The organism is Aeromonas sp. FL131 (assembly GCF_049860615.1).
In the GTDB taxonomy this organism is placed as follows: domain Bacteria; phylum Pseudomonadota; class Gammaproteobacteria; order Enterobacterales; family Aeromonadaceae; genus Aeromonas; species Aeromonas hydrophila.
The window spans coordinates 3689670-3704198 of sequence record NZ_CP187595.1 but is presented as its reverse complement, the minus strand read 5'-3'; the positions used below and the strand labels follow the sequence as shown (position 1 = coordinate 3704198).

General features: G+C 60.4%; 15 protein-coding genes. 14 read left to right on the top strand and 1 reads right to left on the bottom strand.

The features are described 5' to 3' along the window. Window positions 1–183 precede the first annotated feature (183 nt). The 6 genes from tppE to tppA are packed head-to-tail and all read left to right on the top strand — an operon-like array spanning window position 184 to window position 6450. Window positions 184–687, top strand: a complete 504-nt coding sequence (gene tppE / locus ACPW75_RS17125) for a type IVa pilus pseudopilin TppE (protein WP_011704647.1) — start codon at window positions 184–186, stop codon at window positions 685–687. After that, on the top strand, window positions 684–1097 hold the full coding sequence (gene tppB / locus ACPW75_RS17120) for a type IVa pilus pseudopilin TppB (RefSeq protein ID WP_077095898.1): 414 nt from the start codon (window positions 684–686) through the stop codon (window positions 1095–1097). The genes tppE and tppB overlap by 4 nt, the downstream gene beginning before the upstream one ends. Beyond that, window positions 1094–2188, top strand: coding sequence for a PilW family protein (locus tag ACPW75_RS17115; protein WP_077095899.1), 1095 nt, complete (start codon window positions 1094–1096; stop codon window positions 2186–2188). Before tppB ends, ACPW75_RS17115 begins: the two co-directional genes overlap by 4 nt. A 10-nt stretch (window positions 2189–2198) precedes the next feature. Next, the gene (locus tag ACPW75_RS17110) at window positions 2199–2675 is read left to right on the top strand and encodes a pilus assembly PilX family protein (protein WP_077095900.1); all 477 of its coding nucleotides are present in this window, start codon (window positions 2199–2201) and stop codon (window positions 2673–2675) included. An 11-nt stretch (window positions 2676–2686) separates the two neighbouring features. Further along, window positions 2687–6040, top strand: coding sequence for a pilus assembly protein (locus ACPW75_RS17105; RefSeq protein WP_077095901.1), 3354 nt, complete (start codon window positions 2687–2689; stop codon window positions 6038–6040). A gap of 8 nt (window positions 6041–6048) precedes the next feature. Further along, on the top strand, window positions 6049–6450 hold the full coding sequence (tppA, locus tag ACPW75_RS17100) for a type IVa pilus pseudopilin TppA (RefSeq protein WP_016349433.1): 402 nt from the start codon (window positions 6049–6051) through the stop codon (window positions 6448–6450). Window positions 6451–6454: 4 nt separating this feature from the next. On the opposite strand, the gene ACPW75_RS17095 is transcribed toward tppA, so the two are convergent. Further along, a complete protein-coding gene (locus ACPW75_RS17095; RefSeq protein ID WP_077095902.1) occupies window positions 6455–6841 on the bottom strand; it encodes a type IV pilin protein in 387 nt (128 codons plus the stop codon). A 94-nt stretch (window positions 6842–6935) separates the two neighbouring features. Between ACPW75_RS17095 and ACPW75_RS17090 the strand changes: the two genes are divergently transcribed. The 8 genes from ACPW75_RS17090 to luxS all read left to right on the top strand — a co-directional run bounded on the left by ACPW75_RS17090 (window position 6936) and on the right by luxS (window position 14524). Then, window positions 6936–7472, top strand: coding sequence for a GspH/FimT family pseudopilin (locus ACPW75_RS17090; protein ID WP_011704654.1), 537 nt, complete (start codon window positions 6936–6938; stop codon window positions 7470–7472). Beyond that, complete coding sequence (locus ACPW75_RS17085) at window positions 7463–8086, top strand: PilW family protein (protein ID WP_077095903.1); 624 nt, start codon at window positions 7463–7465, stop codon at window positions 8084–8086. The genes ACPW75_RS17090 and ACPW75_RS17085 overlap by 10 nt, the downstream gene beginning before the upstream one ends. 1 nt (window position 8087) lies before the next feature. Further along, window positions 8088–9185: a PilX N-terminal domain-containing pilus assembly protein gene (locus ACPW75_RS17080; protein WP_077095904.1), complete on the top strand. Its 1098-nt coding sequence runs from the start codon at window positions 8088–8090 to the stop codon at window positions 9183–9185. Window positions 9186–9197: 12 nt separating this feature from the next. Beyond that, a complete protein-coding gene (locus ACPW75_RS17075) occupies window positions 9198–11297 on the top strand; it encodes a type IV pilus modification PilV family protein (RefSeq protein ID WP_077095920.1) in 2100 nt (699 codons plus the stop codon). 73 nt (window positions 11298–11370) lie between these two features. Beyond that, on the top strand, window positions 11371–12993 hold the full coding sequence (locus ACPW75_RS17070) for an NAD+ synthase (protein ID WP_077095905.1): 1623 nt from the start codon (window positions 11371–11373) through the stop codon (window positions 12991–12993). A gap of 9 nt (window positions 12994–13002) precedes the next feature. After that, window positions 13003–13341, top strand: coding sequence for a nitrogen regulatory protein P-II (gene glnB / locus ACPW75_RS17065; RefSeq protein ID WP_005308848.1), 339 nt, complete (start codon window positions 13003–13005; stop codon window positions 13339–13341). A gap of 61 nt (window positions 13342–13402) precedes the next feature. Further along, the gene (locus tag ACPW75_RS17060) at window positions 13403–13996 is read left to right on the top strand and encodes a transglycosylase SLT domain-containing protein (protein ID WP_274461005.1); all 594 of its coding nucleotides are present in this window, start codon (window positions 13403–13405) and stop codon (window positions 13994–13996) included. A gap of 18 nt (window positions 13997–14014) precedes the next feature. Continuing rightward, complete coding sequence (luxS, locus tag ACPW75_RS17055; RefSeq protein WP_011704660.1) at window positions 14015–14524, top strand: S-ribosylhomocysteine lyase; 510 nt, start codon at window positions 14015–14017, stop codon at window positions 14522–14524. Window positions 14525–14529 lie beyond the last annotated feature (5 nt).

The following is a 14529-nucleotide window of genomic DNA, read 5'->3' as shown; positions in this document are numbered from 1 at the left end:
ATGACTCTTGTTGCCCGGTTTGTGGCGAGATTGCAGCGAAATTTGATGATGTATGTCCAAGATCTGAGTAGATTGAATTGCAAGCGAAGGTCTGCGGTCTAGACTGCTGATGATCTTCTCATCTGGCTTGATGGCACATGGATATGCGAACGAGCCTCCCCGACAAAATCAGAGCGAAACAGGATGTTTTTGCGTTCAGGTTTTAGCCTCATCGAGCTGATGGTCACCGTTGCGCTCATCTCTATCCTGCTGACGTTGGGAGTTCCCTCCTTTAGCGCGATATTGCGCAACATGACGCTGACCAGCCAGGCCAACAACTTCGTGGCCGCCATCAACCTCGCCCGCTCCGAAGCCATTCGCCGCAATACTGCGGTCACGCTTTCCGCAACCGCCAGCAACCTGACCCAGAACCACTGGGAATCTGGCTGGCAGATCTGGGTCGATCGCAACGGCAATGGCACCCTGGACAACGGCGAACTGCTGCGGCTCTTTCCCGACATGGGCGCCGGCACTCTGGTCAGCAATACGTCGCTGGTGCGTTTCAGTGGCAATGGCTTTCTCGACGGGCGTCAGCAGGTGGCGCTGGTGTTCTCTCTGCAGCCGCCGGAGTGTGCCCAAGAGGCCTCGCGCGACATCACGATCACCCCGGCCGGGCGTCCATCCATCGTGGAGACCAGCTGCATATGAAACGACATCAGGGGGTATCTCTGTTTGAGATCATGATTGCCGTGCTGGTGCTGTCGATCGGCATTCTCGGCATGGCGACCCTGCAGTTGCAGGCGCTCAAGAGCAATCAATCGGCGCTCACCCGCACAGAAGCGACCCAGTTCGGCTACATGATCACCGACATGATGCGAGCCAATCGCAGCGCGGCCCTGCTCGGCCAATACAATGTCGGGCTGGGAGAGGTCGTCTCCGGCAGCTCGATGGCGGTACAGGATGTGCAGTACTGGAAACAGGCGCTGACCGGCCTGCCGGGCGGTGACGGGGCCATTGCCGTCAGCGCCGGGCAGGCGACCATCACCATCCAGTGGGATGCCAGCCGGCTGGCTACCGAGCCTGCGCTGCGCAGCATGACCCTGAGGACGGATCTGTGAGCGGGCGGCGCACCTTGTTGCGTCAGGCCGGTGTCGGTCTGGTGGAGGTGATGATCGCCCTGCTGCTGTCACTGCTGACGGTCGGGGTCATCATTCAGGTGCTGCTTGGCAACCACAAAACCTATCTGACCGGCGAGGCCATCGCCCGGGTTCAGGAGGACAGCCGGTTTGCCGTCAACCTGCTGCAGCAGGAGCTGCGGATGGTGGGCTATCAGGGTTGCCTCAGCAAGCAGGGGGTCAACATCACCAACACCCTTAACGGTGGTACGGCGCTGCCCTACAACTTCACCGTCTATCTGCGCGGCTATGACAATGTCACTGCGACGCTGCCCGCGGCGTTGTCGGCCCTGTTTACCGCTGCCGAGCCCAAACCCAAACCGGGAACCGACGTGCTGCTGGTGCAGGGGCCGACCGGCGCCGGGGTGCCGGTCACTCGCAACAACAGCGCCGCCCAGCTGTTCGTGCAGCAACTCTCCAGCAAGGCCAACTACTGCGGTACCGGCAAGCAGGGCTACAGCGACCTGTGCGAGGGGGACATCGTCATGGTGTCCGACTGTCAGAAGGCGCGGATCTTCCAGATCACCCAGACCCAGGTAGTGGGTGGCGGCAGTGAGGTCAACATCGGCCACTCCAACGACAACAAATACACCCCGGGCAATGCTGTCAGCTCCTGGGGCGGCGCCAGCAGCCCGGTCGAGGAGCGCTTCGGTGCCGGCTCGGTATTGAGCCGGATGGAGACCCGGATCTATTACGTCGCCCGCCCCTCTGCCAACGCACCCTATGCCCTTTATCGCAAGAGCGGTCTGGCCGCCGGCATGCTGCTGGTGGACGGGGCCACCGATGTTCAGCTGACCTTCGGCGAGGATCAGAACCGGGATCGGGCGGCGGATCGCTATGTGAGTGCCGCCAGCAACCCGAACTGGGACAACGTGCTGGGGATCGGCGTTCAACTGCTGATGCGCAGCGGTCAGGGCAATGTGGTATCGGATCCGCAGGCCATCAGCTTTGCTGGCGCCACCTTCCAGGCTGTCGACAATCACTGGTACTGGGTGGCCGAAACCACGGTCGCCCTGCGTAACCGGCTGCCATGAGGGGGGAGGCATGATGGCTCGACAAGGGGGAATGGCGTTGGTGATCAGCCTGATTTTTCTTGCGGTGGTGAGCCTGCTGGCGATGGCCAGCATGCAGAGCGCCCTGCTGCAGGAGAAGATGGCGGGCAACCAGAAGGAGTCACAGCAGGCGCTGCAGGCGGCGGAGATGGCGCTGCGTGCTGCCGAGCGTTATCTGGAGGCGGGTAGTTCAGGCCCCTACGACAACAGTGCCGGCCTCTATGAGTTCGTCAGCGTGGCGGTGGATCCCGCCTCTCCCTCCACTGCCTGGCGCACCTATGCCAATAGTGGCCTGAGCGGACGGGCCCCCGAATATTTTATCGAGCGGTTGCCCTATACCCAGGGCAGCAACGAGAGTCTGGCGGTTGACGAGCCCATCAGCGAGCGCCGCCTCTATCGCATCACGGCAAGGGGATTCGGACTCTCGGACGAGAGCCGGGTGCTGTTGCAATCGACCTACAGCCGCTAGGAGAACAACCCATGCGTGCATCTGGCTACGGACTCTCGGCCCTGCTGCTCTGCTCCCAGGCGCAGGCGGCCCTCGATATCGCCCAGGTTCCCCTCTATCTGGGTACCCGGGCCGAACCCAACATCATGTTCAGCCTCGATGACTCAGGTTCGATGCATTTCGAGTTGATGCCGGAGGGGTTGATCGAGAACAGTGCTCGCTACGTCTATCCCAGAGCCGACAACGTCTATGGCAGCGAGGATTATGACAACCGGACCGTGACCTTCACCAGCAGCAACGACCGCAACGCCTATACCCGCTCAAGCAACAACAACAAACTCTACTACAACCCGCAGCAGAGCTATCGGCCCTGGGCCAAGGCGGACGGCACCCTGATGGCGAATGCCAGCATCAGCTGCGCACCGCACAACCCCTTCAATACCGCCGCCGGCTGTCGTGATCTGACCAAGAACAACCGCTCCAAGTCCTTGCGTTACTACACCGGGTTCTCCTCCACCGATTACAACGACGATGAAACCTTCTGGCCTGCCGTCTACTTTGCCTACAAGGGCAGTGGCGACGTGAAGAAGGTGGGCAGCTATACCCGGGTCGAGATAAAGTCCGGCAGCACCTATGGCGGGCGCCCCAATCGCAGCGATTGCAAGAGCGCCCCCGTTTGTACCTATGACGAGGAGATCCAGAACTTCGCCAACTGGTACACCTACTACCGCTCCCGGATCCTGGCGGCTCGTGCCGGGGTCGGCCGTGCTTTTGCAAGCCAGGGGCAGGCCCTGCGGGTGGGTTTTGCCACCATCAATGCCAGCGGCAGCGTGATCCGCGGAGTTGCACCTTTTTCCGGCACGGATCGCAGTGCCTTTTTCAGCGACCTCTACAGCCGCGATATTCCGGCCGCCGGCACGCCGCTGCGTACCAGCCTGAAGGATGTGGGGGAGTACTTCTCCCGCACCGACAACAACGGCCCCTGGGCGGCCAGTGCCGGCAGCACCTTACCCCACCTCACCTGCCGGCAGAGCTACAACATCCTGATGACCGATGGCTACTGGAACGGGGATACCCCCTCGGTGGGGGATCTGGACAAGGATGGTTACAGCAATACCCTGGCCGACGTGGCCTACAAATACTGGAAAACCGACCTGCGTGCCGATCTGGCCGACAAGGTGCCGACCAGCACGGCAGATCCCGCCAACTGGCAGCATCTGGTCAACTTTACCGTTGGACTCGGGGTCAACGGGTCGCTCAATCCGGCCAACGGTATCCCGAACCGCTGGCCCAATCCCCATGATCCGGATGACAAGGAGTACAAGAATGCGACCTACATTCCGGAGTACAAGATCGATGACCTGTGGCACGCGGCACTCAACAGCAAGGGCAGCTTTTTCAGCGCGGGCGACCCCGACATCTTTGCCGCAGCCCTGAGCAGCACCTTGGCCCAGATCGCGGCCCGCAACAGCTCCGCCAGCTCGGTGACCGCCAACGCCACCCGGCTGGACAGCAATACCCATATCTACCAGGCCCGCTACAACAGCGGCGACTGGTCGGGGCAACTCATCTCCATCCCCCTCAACAGCGATGGGTCGCTGGGCAACATGGCCTGGGATGCCGCCACCCTGATCCCGGCACACACCTCCCGCAGCATCTTTACTCGACAAAACGGAGTCGGCATTCCCTTCACCTGGGCTGCTCTCAATGCCACCAACCGTGCCCTGTTCAACCTAGCCGGCGACAGCCAGGGGGAAAACCGGGTTGCCTATTTGCGCGGTGATCGCAGTCGCGAGCAGAGCAATGGCGGTCTGTTTCGCAGTCGCAGCGATCTGCTGGGGGACATCATCAACTCGGATCCCGTCTATGTCGGCAGCCGGGATTACGGCTACGGCAGCGCCACCGGTCTGACCCAGGCGGAGCGGGACGGTTATCTGAGTTTCCTCGGTTCTACGGCTATTCGCAGCCGTACACCCATGCTCTACGTGGGGGCCAATGACGGCATGCTGCATGGTTTCAGGGTCGCCAACGGGGTGGAGACCCTGGCCTACATTCCTGTCAGCCTGTTGGGGGATCTGAGCTTGCTGACCAAGCCGGATTACAGCCATCGTTACTATGTCGATGGCACGGCCAAGGTAGGCGATGCCTATCTTGGCAGCAGCTGGAAAACCGTGCTGCTGGGATCGACCGGTGCCGGTGGCAAGGCCGTGTTTGCCATCGACGTGACGGCGCCGGACAACTTCACCGCCGACAAGATGCTGTGGGAGTTTACCAATACCGAGATGGGAGTGGCGCTGGCGGCGCCGACCCTGGTTCGGGTTAAGTCCGGCAACAAATGGGTGGCGCTGGTGGCCAACGGTTACAACAGCACCAGCCAAACGGCGCGCCTGTTCGTGCTGGATCTGGCGACCGGTGCGGTGATCAAGGAGATAGACACCCAGGTGGGCTCGGCCAGCGAACCCAATGGTCTCTCATCCCCCTTGCCGGTAGACGAGGATGGTGACCGGGTGGCGGACTATGTCTACGCCGGCGATCTGCAGGGCAATCTGTGGAAATTCGATCTGACCGACAACAACAGTGCCCAGTGGGGGAGTGCCTTCAAGACTGGCAACAAGCCAAAACCGCTGTTTCAGGCGTGCAACGGGACCTGCTCCGCCAGCACGCGTCAACCCGTCACCATGCGCCCGCTGGCCATCCGTCATCCCAAGGGGGGCATCATGGTGCTGGTGGGGACGGGCAGCTATTTCACCAATGACGACAAGTTGCTGCCGGCGACCCCCAGGCTGGAGGCCGTCTACGGCATCTGGGATACGGGGGCTAGCGTACTCAGCAGCCAGCTGTTGCAGCAGAGCATCACCCACGAGTACTCCGCCAATGGCACCACCATCAAGTTCAACATCAGGGTGGTGTCCAACACGGCTGTCAACTACACCAGCCAGAAAGGGTGGTATCTGGTGCTCAAATCCCCTGCGCTGAGCAAGGGGGTAGGGGAGCGAGCCGTGTCAGAGATGCTTTATCGCAACAAGCGGCTGATCTTCAACACCCTGATCCCCTCGGCGGACGCCTGTGACTTCGGTGGGCGCTCCTGGTTGATGGAGCTGGATCCCGTTTCGGGGGCGCGTTTGACCTACTCGGTGTTCGACGTCAATGGCGATGGCGCGGTCAACGATGACGACTATGTGGGGATCAAGGACAGTGGTGGCAACGACATCAAGGTGCCGGTCAGCGGCAAGCAGTTTGACGAGCTCACCACGACGCCGAGCGTGGTGGAAGATGCCGACATGGAGCGCAAGTACATCAGTGGCTCCAGCGGCAACATTTCGGTCACGCTGGAAGAGGGGGCGGGTGATCTGGGTGGTCGCCAGTCCTGGTTGCAACTGGAGTAGAGGTGGAGATGGTGCGTGGATTTTCCCTGATGGAGCTGATGATTGCGGTAGCCGTGATGGCCATTCTGACCGTGATCGCCTATCCCAGTTACAACAGCTACATGGCCTCTGCCAAGCGGGCCGAAGCCAAGGCCGCCTTGCTGGAGGCGGCGCAATACATGGAGCGACAGTTTACCGCCGACGGCAACTATGATGGTGGCAACCTGGCCTCCGCCGGGCTGGCTACCTTGCCCAGGGATGGCGGGACTGCCTATTACAATCTGGCGCTCAACGCCAGCGGCGCCAGCTATACCCTGACGGCGATCCCGACCGGGGTGATGAACGGCGATCCTTGCGGCCTGCTGACCCTTGATCAGGGCGGACAGCAGGGGGTGTCGATGGCCAGCATGACGGCAGCCGAGTGCTGGTAGTTTGTCACCAGCAGGCAGCGGGAGTCTTGGCATCGGCCTTGTTGAGGGTCAGGGTATTGCAGATGGTGCTGCCGCTCTTGTCGCCTACCTGTGCTCCCTTGCTGGTGGCGATCAGGGTATAGCTGGTGGCGGTGGCACCTGAAATGGAGAAGTCATAGTAGCTGCTGGTGGGGTTGCCCACTTGGGATGGGGTGGCGCTGTAACTGGTATTGGAAACCCGGAACTCTTCCTGTTTCAGCTGCATGCTGAGCAAGCCCTTGAGCGCTTCGGCCCGGCGGGATTTGCGCAAACCATCGGTAAAGCTGGGATAGGCGACAGACGCTATGATGGCGACGATGGCGACCACGACGATCAGTTCAAGCAAGGTGATTCCGGACTGTTTGATTCTCATGGGGCGGCATGCTTCGTGAAACAGGTTGATACTATAGGATAGTACTGACAGTAGACCCTACTGGCACGTGCAAAAAGAAAGGAGTCTTGAGCTGATGGAAGGCAGAAAGGGCAGATCCGCCGGTTTTACCCTGATAGAGCTGATGGTTGCCCTGTCCTTGGTCGCCCTGTTGCTGACCGTGGCCATCCCCAGTTATCAATCCCTGCGCCAGGATCAGATGGTCAAGGCTGCCACTCAGGCGGTCTACACCGACATGATGCTACTCAAGTCCGAAGCACTCAAACGCAACCGAAATTTGCAAATGATCCTGTTCAACAGCGGCACCGGCAACTGGTGCTATCGCATCAGCATCGATGGCAGTTGCGCCAGTTGCAACGACACCTGTTCCAGCATCGAGGGGCGTAAAGGCGTTGATGCCAGTGAATTTCCCGGGATCATTCTGACGGGCACCTACACGGAATCCTCAAGCCAGATACGTCCCATCAGCTTCTCTCCCCGGCGCGGTACCCTGCCAAGCGGCAGCATCACGGTGAGCTCCTCGGCCGCCAGTATGAAGGTTGTCACCAACAACCTTGGACGTGTACGTACCTGTGCCGTCAGCAACCTGGTGGGAGAGGTAGCATGCAACTGAAAATACGGGGTTTCAACCTGGTCGAGTTGATGGTGGCTATGGTGGCGGGCTTGCTGCTGGTGGCCGCAGTCATTTCGCTGTTTGCCACCATTCTCAAGGCCAATTACACCGCCATGCAGACCAGCCGTCTGAATCAGGAAGTTCAGTTGCTGACGGACATGATGGCACGAGACATCCAGCGGGCCGGGTATGACGCTAACGCCACCCAGTTTCTTGCCGCTCCTTCTGGCAGCCGGTCCAGTTTCTATTTTGATACGGCCACGGATCTGATGGGGGAAACCGCGACGGGCTCCGGCCTGTATACCTGTATCAGGGTGCGCTATGACAACGATGAAAATGGAGTGTTGAGCAGCGATGACACCCTGGTTTACAGCTACAGCAGTAGTAGCAAGGGGATCAAGCAAGGGACCGGGACTACTACCTGTGGTAACGGAAGCCTGATCTCCAGCGACGATACCATAGAGATCACCGCCATGACCCTCAAGCTTTTAACAAGTAGCCAGACCAATGGCGCTAGGGCGTTGCAATTGGTGGTGAGTGGGCGGTTCAAGGCTACCCCTGCACTGACTTTGACGCTGCAGCGGGATATTAAACTGCGCAATGATGGGTACTGACATGAGCCGACAAGCCGGTTTTACCACCTTCACCATCACTTTGTTGCTGGTGCTGATCCTGCTGGGCATTTCACTGCTGGTGGGCAAGATGCTGGTGGCAGATCGGCGAGTGACCCTCAACGAGGTGCTCTATCGTCAGGCCATGGCAATGGCGGAAGTGGGTCTGGCCGATGGACTGGGGCGGTTGACGCTGGACCCGAGCTGGAGGACCAGCGGGGCCACGACTACCTTGACCACGGGCAGCTATACCCTGTCATCTTCTGACGATACAGCGATCACAGTGGGGTCGGTGGTCGTGACGCCGATAAGGGTTCGTTCCCAGGCGACTCTTAGTAACAGTCAGGCCCAGGCGGCAGTCGAAACCAAGGTTGTACGTTTCAGCGTATTGGCCGGCTCTCCTGCCGCGCCTCTGACCGTGGCTGGCGGCATGGCGGTCGGCGGCAACTTCACCATAGTGGCCAATCCCAATGGTGGCGGGCTGGGGGTACCACTGTCGGTCTGGACCAGCGGCAATGTCGATCTGATAACGGGGACCGGACAGACTTGTCATCAGGGGGACTACAACGGCGGCTGTTCGGCCAACATCAGCCAGAAGGGGGACAAGCAGCCGGATATCAAGGACAACGATACTGCCTTCCCGACCGATCTGGTTTGGTATCTGTTCAATGAAAAGGATGATGCCAACGGTTGGGCCAATCTGGAGGCCAGGGCGACCCAGAAGCTGACAAACTGCAGTTCGCTAGGTCCTGCCTCAACTGGACTCATCATTGTGGATGGGGACTGCAAACCCTCTTCCAACGTCGGCTCCGCAACGGCGCCTGTGATTCTCATCGTGCGCAATGGCAATCTGGCGGTCAACGGCAATACGGTGCTGTATGGCTTGGTGTTTGCCTACTCATCCAACCCCGCAGCAGCCGGGACGGATGTGAAGCTGACCGGTGGGGCCATCGTGTATGGCGCCATGGTTTCCAACTATCAACTGGGCAACGCCAACGGTACCTACGATGCCAAGTATGATGCCAGTGTCCTGAGCAACATCTCGAATGGTGCCGCATTCCAGATCGTCAATCAGGTGCCCGGCAGCTGGCGAGACTGGTAAGGGGATATGGAGATGAAAGGGCAAAAAGGATTTGGCCTGCTGGAGATCCTGATCACGCTGGTGGTGCTGGGAGTGGGTATTGTTGGCCTGGTCGCCATGTCCAAGTCGGCGCTGACGGTTTCGCAGGATGGCCGGCGTTATGAGACGGCGATGCGACTGGCAGAGTCAAAACTGGATGAGTTTCGCAACTTCAATAGCGTAGTGAACGCGACGGCCCCACTGACCGCCTACAACCAGATTGCCTCCGCCAACTCGACAGTAACCTTGTCGGGTGAGGCCTACTCGGTGGGATGGACGGTGACCAATCAGTATCTGAATGGCTCAACCTGGCAGAACGTGGCGCCGGCGGGCTATCGCCTGAGTTACCCGGGCCGCAAGGCGATCACGGTCAACGTAGGGTGGACAGACAGCGAAGGGCAGGCTCAGGCGCTGCAACTGGCCGGCAATGTTTCACCCATCGAATCCTTGAGCTCCGATCAGCTGGATGGCGGTTTGAATACGGCGAGGCAAGGCCCCAAGGTCAACTACACCCCCGGCGTGGCGCCTGACGTCATCTCGGTGGAGCTGGGCGATGGCAACAAACAGGAGACCAGCAAGCCACTGCCGACCGTCACATCCAAAGATGGTCTGGTGGGCAAGCTGGTCCAGTTCGAAACAGTGACTTACAAACCCGCAGCGGGTGGCAACACCCAGCAGGTGCTGCAGGACATGGCATCCGTCTCCTGTTCTTGCAGTTATGGCTCCAGCCTGAGCGCCTACTTGCCGGGTCAGGCCTACAGTTCAGCCAGCAACCAGCTCTATTGGAAATCAGGCTCGCTGCAGACCAAGACCACGGGGACGCTCGACAGCAGCGTCAATGGCCAGCCCACGCTCTGTACCAGCTGCTGCAAGGATCACTTCGATGGCAGTGGTTCCAGCTTCACCAACTTCTATGCTCCGCTCAACACCAGCCGGGTACGCTACAGCAGCAGCCTCAGCACGGCGAACAGCGGCAAGTACGTGGATGCCTGCCGTTTCGTCCGGCTGGATGGCTATTATCGCCCGCTGCCTGACTGGAACCTGGTCAAGGTAGTGGTGACCACGGCCGATTTCCTAGCCAAACCAGCGAACCAGGCCAGTTATCAGAAATACATCAAGTATGTGGTCAAGACCTACATCGACTGGCAGAAGTCGACCCTGAACTGGACCCAGGGGGCCTCCGCCACCTTGCCGACCATCACCGATTTTTCAGCCTGGCTGGCTACCAACGCGGAAGCCGGGGGCGATACCACGACCGGGATCACCGTCAATACGGGCACGGCGCAGCTCATCGCCCGCGGCATCTATGTGGATGTGCTCGACCCTGTCTATCTGGTGGGGATTGATACCAGCGCGGTGGACTATCTGACCAAGGTGCCGTTTCAGGACATCAACCTGACCATGCTGGCGGAGTGGGCCATGGCTCCGCAGAGCTTGTTGACGGGCAATGCCACCGACTATGCCGCCGTCACCAACGAGACGGTCAAGACGGTGGTGGATCTCAACAACTACTATTTCGGCAGTTACAGCCGCGGCTACATGACGGCGAAGAAATCGACCAAGGACAGCAACCAGGTGCTGCAGAGCGTCACCGTGCGTGTCACTGCCTATCAGGGGAATTCCGGTATCACGGCTTCGCTCATCTCGCCACGGGACCAGTCGCTGGCGCAGACGGCGGACATGCTGGTCAAGGTGGATACAGGATCGCAGACGGTACCGACCGTCAGTGTCAGTGGCTGGATCCAGTGTCTGACCCGAGGGACGGGTGGCAAGAATCCCCCACCGGTAGCGTGCAGCAAGAATACGTTCAACAGGCTGAGCATCACGACCCCCAACTCCGGGGCGACCTGCCGCATCGACTATCCACAGGCCAACAACCAGCCTGCAGCTTATCTGTGTACAGCCCCGGCGAACTCGACGTTGGCTATCAACCTTGCCTATTCCAACCAGGGCAGCACCACCTATATGTTGCAGCCACCCTCCTTCAGCGTGCAGATGACGCAACAGTCCAATAATCAGGTGCTGAGCGGCCCCTGTTCACTGCTGGTGGACAACGGAGTGACCAACGCGACCAGCCTGACTTGCACCCCTTGAGCCTTGGGCGCTGGCACAGCCAGCGCCTTTTCTTTATCATTCCCCATCATTTTCGAATTCAAGATGCATCGCCATGGCAAAAGCCCTCTCTCTGATGCTTGCCCAGTTGAATCTGACGGTAGGCGCCATCGAAGATAACTGTGACAAGGTGCTGGCGGCAGCCGCTGAGGCCGACCGGCAAGGCGCCGATCTGCTGGTCTGCTCCGAACTGGCCCTGACCGGCTATCCGCCGGAAGATCTGCTGCTGCGCGCTGATCTGATGATCCGGGTGGAGGCCGCCCTGGCCCGCATCGCGGCATGGCAGGGGGCTTGCGCCATTCTGGTGGGTCACCCCTGGCGCGACGGGGAGGCACTCTACAACGCCGCCTCCCTCTACGAGCAAGGCAAGCTGGTCGCACGCTACTTCAAGCAGGATCTGCCCAACTACGGGGTATTCGACGAGAAGCGCTACTTCACTGCGGCAACCGAGACCTGTGTGGTCCCCTTCCGTGGTCATCAGCTGGGGCTGCTCATCTGTGAAGACCTCTGGCAGCCGGGTCCGGCGCTGGCCGCCAAGGCGGCGGGAGCCGAGCTGCTGCTTACCATCAATGCCTCACCCTATGATCAGGAGAAACCCTGGATCCGCCGCGAGCTGATGGCCGAGCGCTGCGATCAGACCGGTCTGCCGCTGATCTACCTCAATCAGGTATGTGGTCAGGACGAGCTGATCTTCGACGGCTGCTCCAAGGTGTTCAACAGCCAAGGCGAGCTGACCCACAAGCTGGCTCCGTTTGCCGAAGAGCTGGCGCTGGTGCGCTTTGCCGATGGGCAGCCGGTAAAAGAGCGGGAGCCCGCCGCGCCGCTGGCGCCATTAGCCGAGACCTATCAGGCACTGGTACTGGCGGTGCGCGACTACGTCACCAAGAACGGTTTCCACGGCGCCGTGCTGGGCCTCTCCGGCGGCATCGACTCGGCATTGACCCTGGCCATCGCGGCCGATGCCATCGGCGCCGACAAGGTGCAGGCGGTGATGATGCCGTTCCGCTACACCGCCCAGATGAGCGTGGAAGATGCCAAGGAGCAGGCCGAGCGGATGGGGGTGGAGTTCAACATCATCTCCATCGAGCCCATGTTCGAGGGGTTTATGGCCCAGCTGGCACCGCTGTTTGAGGGCACAGCCCGCGACACCACCGAAGAGAACCTGCAGGCCCGCTGCCGTGGCGTGCTGTTGATGGCGCTCTCCAACAAGCGTCGCCGCATCGTGCTGACCACTGGCAACAAGAGCGAGATGGCGGTGGGCTATGCCACCCTGTACGGTGACATGGCCGGCGGTTTCGACGTGCTCAAGGACGTCCCCAAGACGCTGGTCTTCAAGCTGTGCGAATACCGCAATTCCGTCGATTATGTGATCCCGCAGCGGGTCATCGACCGTCCTCCTTCGGCAGAATTGGCACCGGACCAAGTGGATCAGGACAGCCTGCCCCCCTATGACATCCTGGATGCCATCCTCAAGCGCTATGTGGAAGAAGATGCCTCCGTGGCTGACATGGTGGCGGAAGGCTTCGAGGAGGCGGTGGTGCGCAAGGTGATCCGCCTCGTGGATCTCAACGAATACAAGCGCCGTCAGGCGGCGGTCGGGCCCCGCATCACGGCCCGCAACTTTGGTAAGGATCGCCGTTACCCCATCACGTCCGGGTTTGGCAAACAGAACTGGTAAGGAGTCACCATGAAGAAGATTGAAGCCATCATCAAACCGTTCAAGCTGGACGATGTGCGCGAGGCCCTGGCCGAGATCGGCATCAACGGCATGACAGTGTCCGAGGTCAAGGGCTTCGGCCGTCAGAAGGGCCACACCGAGCTCTATCGCGGTGCCGAGTACATGGTCGATTTCCTGCCCAAGGTGAAGGTGGAACTGGTGGTGCAGGACGAGGATCTCGATGCCTGCCTGGAAGCGATCCAGAACACCGCCCGCACCGGCAAGATTGGTGACGGCAAAATCTTCGTCTGCGAGGTGGAGCGCGTCATTCGTATCCGTACCGGCGAAGAGAACGAAGACGCCATCTGATGAGATGGCAGAGCCTCGTGATGAGCCAACGAATGGAGACTCGATCCCGCTGATGTCCTGGATGCGCCTCGTTACGGTGGCCGGCCTGCTGGCCGGTCTGACCGCCTGTAGTACCCGGCCGCCGGCCCAGCCGGAAAACCTGTGCCAGATCTTTCGCGAAAAACCGGACTGGCACAAGGCGGCGCTCAAGATGAACGAGAAGTGGGGAACCCCGATCCAGGTGGTGATGGCCATGATGTATCAGGAGTCCTCCTTCGTGCACGATGCCCAGCCGCCGATGCAGTATTTCCTCTTCATCCCGACCGGGCGGGCCAGCTCTGCCTACGGCTATGCCCAGGTCAAAGATGAAACCTGGGCTGACTACCAGCGGGAAACCGGCAACGGCTGGAGCGATCGCGACGACTTTGCCGACGCCATCGACTTCATGGGCTGGTACACTCACAAGGCCCAGCGGCTGAACGGCACCTCCAAGTGGGATGCGTATGGCCAGTATCTCAACTATCACGAAGGGTGGGGTGGCTATCGGCGTGGCAGCTACCGCAGCAAGGGATGGCTGATGAAGACATCCCGCAAGGTGGAGGCTCGCGCCCAGCGCTACGGCGCCCAGTATCGACAATGCAAGGATCAGCTCTCCAGCGGGGGCTGGTTCTGGTAACCAAATCAGGAGTCAGAAATGCCGTTATTGGACAGTTTTACCGTTGACCACACCCGCATGGCTGCGCCGGCGGTGCGTGTGGCCAAGACCATGCAGACCCCGAACAAGGACACCATTACCGTGTTCGACCTGCGTTTCTGCGTGCCGAACCAGGAGATCCTCTCCGAGCGTGGCATTCACACCCTCGAGCACCTGTTTGCCGGCTTCATGCGTGATCACCTGAACGGCAACGGGGTGGAGATCATCGACATCTCCCCCATGGGCTGCCGGACCGGCTTCTACATGAGCCTGATCGGTGCACCGGACGAAGCCCGGGTTGGTGCCGCCTGGCAGGCCGCCATGAGCGACGTGCTGACCGTGCAGGAGCAGGGCAAGATCCCCGAGCTGAACGAATACCAGTGCGGTACCTACAGCATGCACTCGCTGGAAGAGGCCCATGCCATCGCCCGCCACGTGCTGGAGCGCGGCATCGGCGTCAACCGCAATGACGAGCTGGCCCTGCCGGAAGAGAAGCTGAAAAGCCTCTGATCCCG

Bases quoted from the DNA above. Each gene is read 5' to 3' on its own strand.
- tppE (WP_011704647.1), top strand. From the start codon at position 184: ATGTTTTTGCGTTCAGGTTTTAGCCTCATCGAGCTGATGGTCACCGTT.
- tppB (WP_077095898.1), top strand. From the start codon at position 684: ATGAAACGACATCAGGGGGTATCTCTGTTTGAGATCATGATTGCCGTG.
- ACPW75_RS17110 (WP_077095900.1), top strand. From the start codon at position 2,199: ATGATGGCTCGACAAGGGGGAATGGCGTTGGTGATCAGCCTGATTTTT.
- ACPW75_RS17105 (WP_077095901.1), top strand. From the start codon at position 2,687: ATGCGTGCATCTGGCTACGGACTCTCGGCCCTGCTGCTCTGCTCCCAG.
- tppA (WP_016349433.1), top strand. From the start codon at position 6,049: ATGGTGCGTGGATTTTCCCTGATGGAGCTGATGATTGCGGTAGCCGTG.
- ACPW75_RS17095 (WP_077095902.1), bottom strand. From the start codon at position 6,841: ATGAGAATCAAACAGTCCGGAATCACCTTGCTTGAACTGATCGTCGTG.
- ACPW75_RS17090 (WP_011704654.1), top strand. From the start codon at position 6,936: ATGGAAGGCAGAAAGGGCAGATCCGCCGGTTTTACCCTGATAGAGCTG.
- ACPW75_RS17085 (WP_077095903.1), top strand. From the start codon at position 7,463: ATGCAACTGAAAATACGGGGTTTCAACCTGGTCGAGTTGATGGTGGCT.
- ACPW75_RS17080 (WP_077095904.1), top strand. From the start codon at position 8,088: ATGAGCCGACAAGCCGGTTTTACCACCTTCACCATCACTTTGTTGCTG.
- ACPW75_RS17075 (WP_077095920.1), top strand. From the start codon at position 9,198: ATGAAAGGGCAAAAAGGATTTGGCCTGCTGGAGATCCTGATCACGCTG.
- ACPW75_RS17070 (WP_077095905.1), top strand. From the start codon at position 11,371: ATGGCAAAAGCCCTCTCTCTGATGCTTGCCCAGTTGAATCTGACGGTA.
- glnB (WP_005308848.1), top strand. From the start codon at position 13,003: ATGAAGAAGATTGAAGCCATCATCAAACCGTTCAAGCTGGACGATGTG.
- ACPW75_RS17060 (WP_274461005.1), top strand. From the start codon at position 13,403: ATGCGCCTCGTTACGGTGGCCGGCCTGCTGGCCGGTCTGACCGCCTGT.
- luxS (WP_011704660.1), top strand. From the start codon at position 14,015: ATGCCGTTATTGGACAGTTTTACCGTTGACCACACCCGCATGGCTGCG.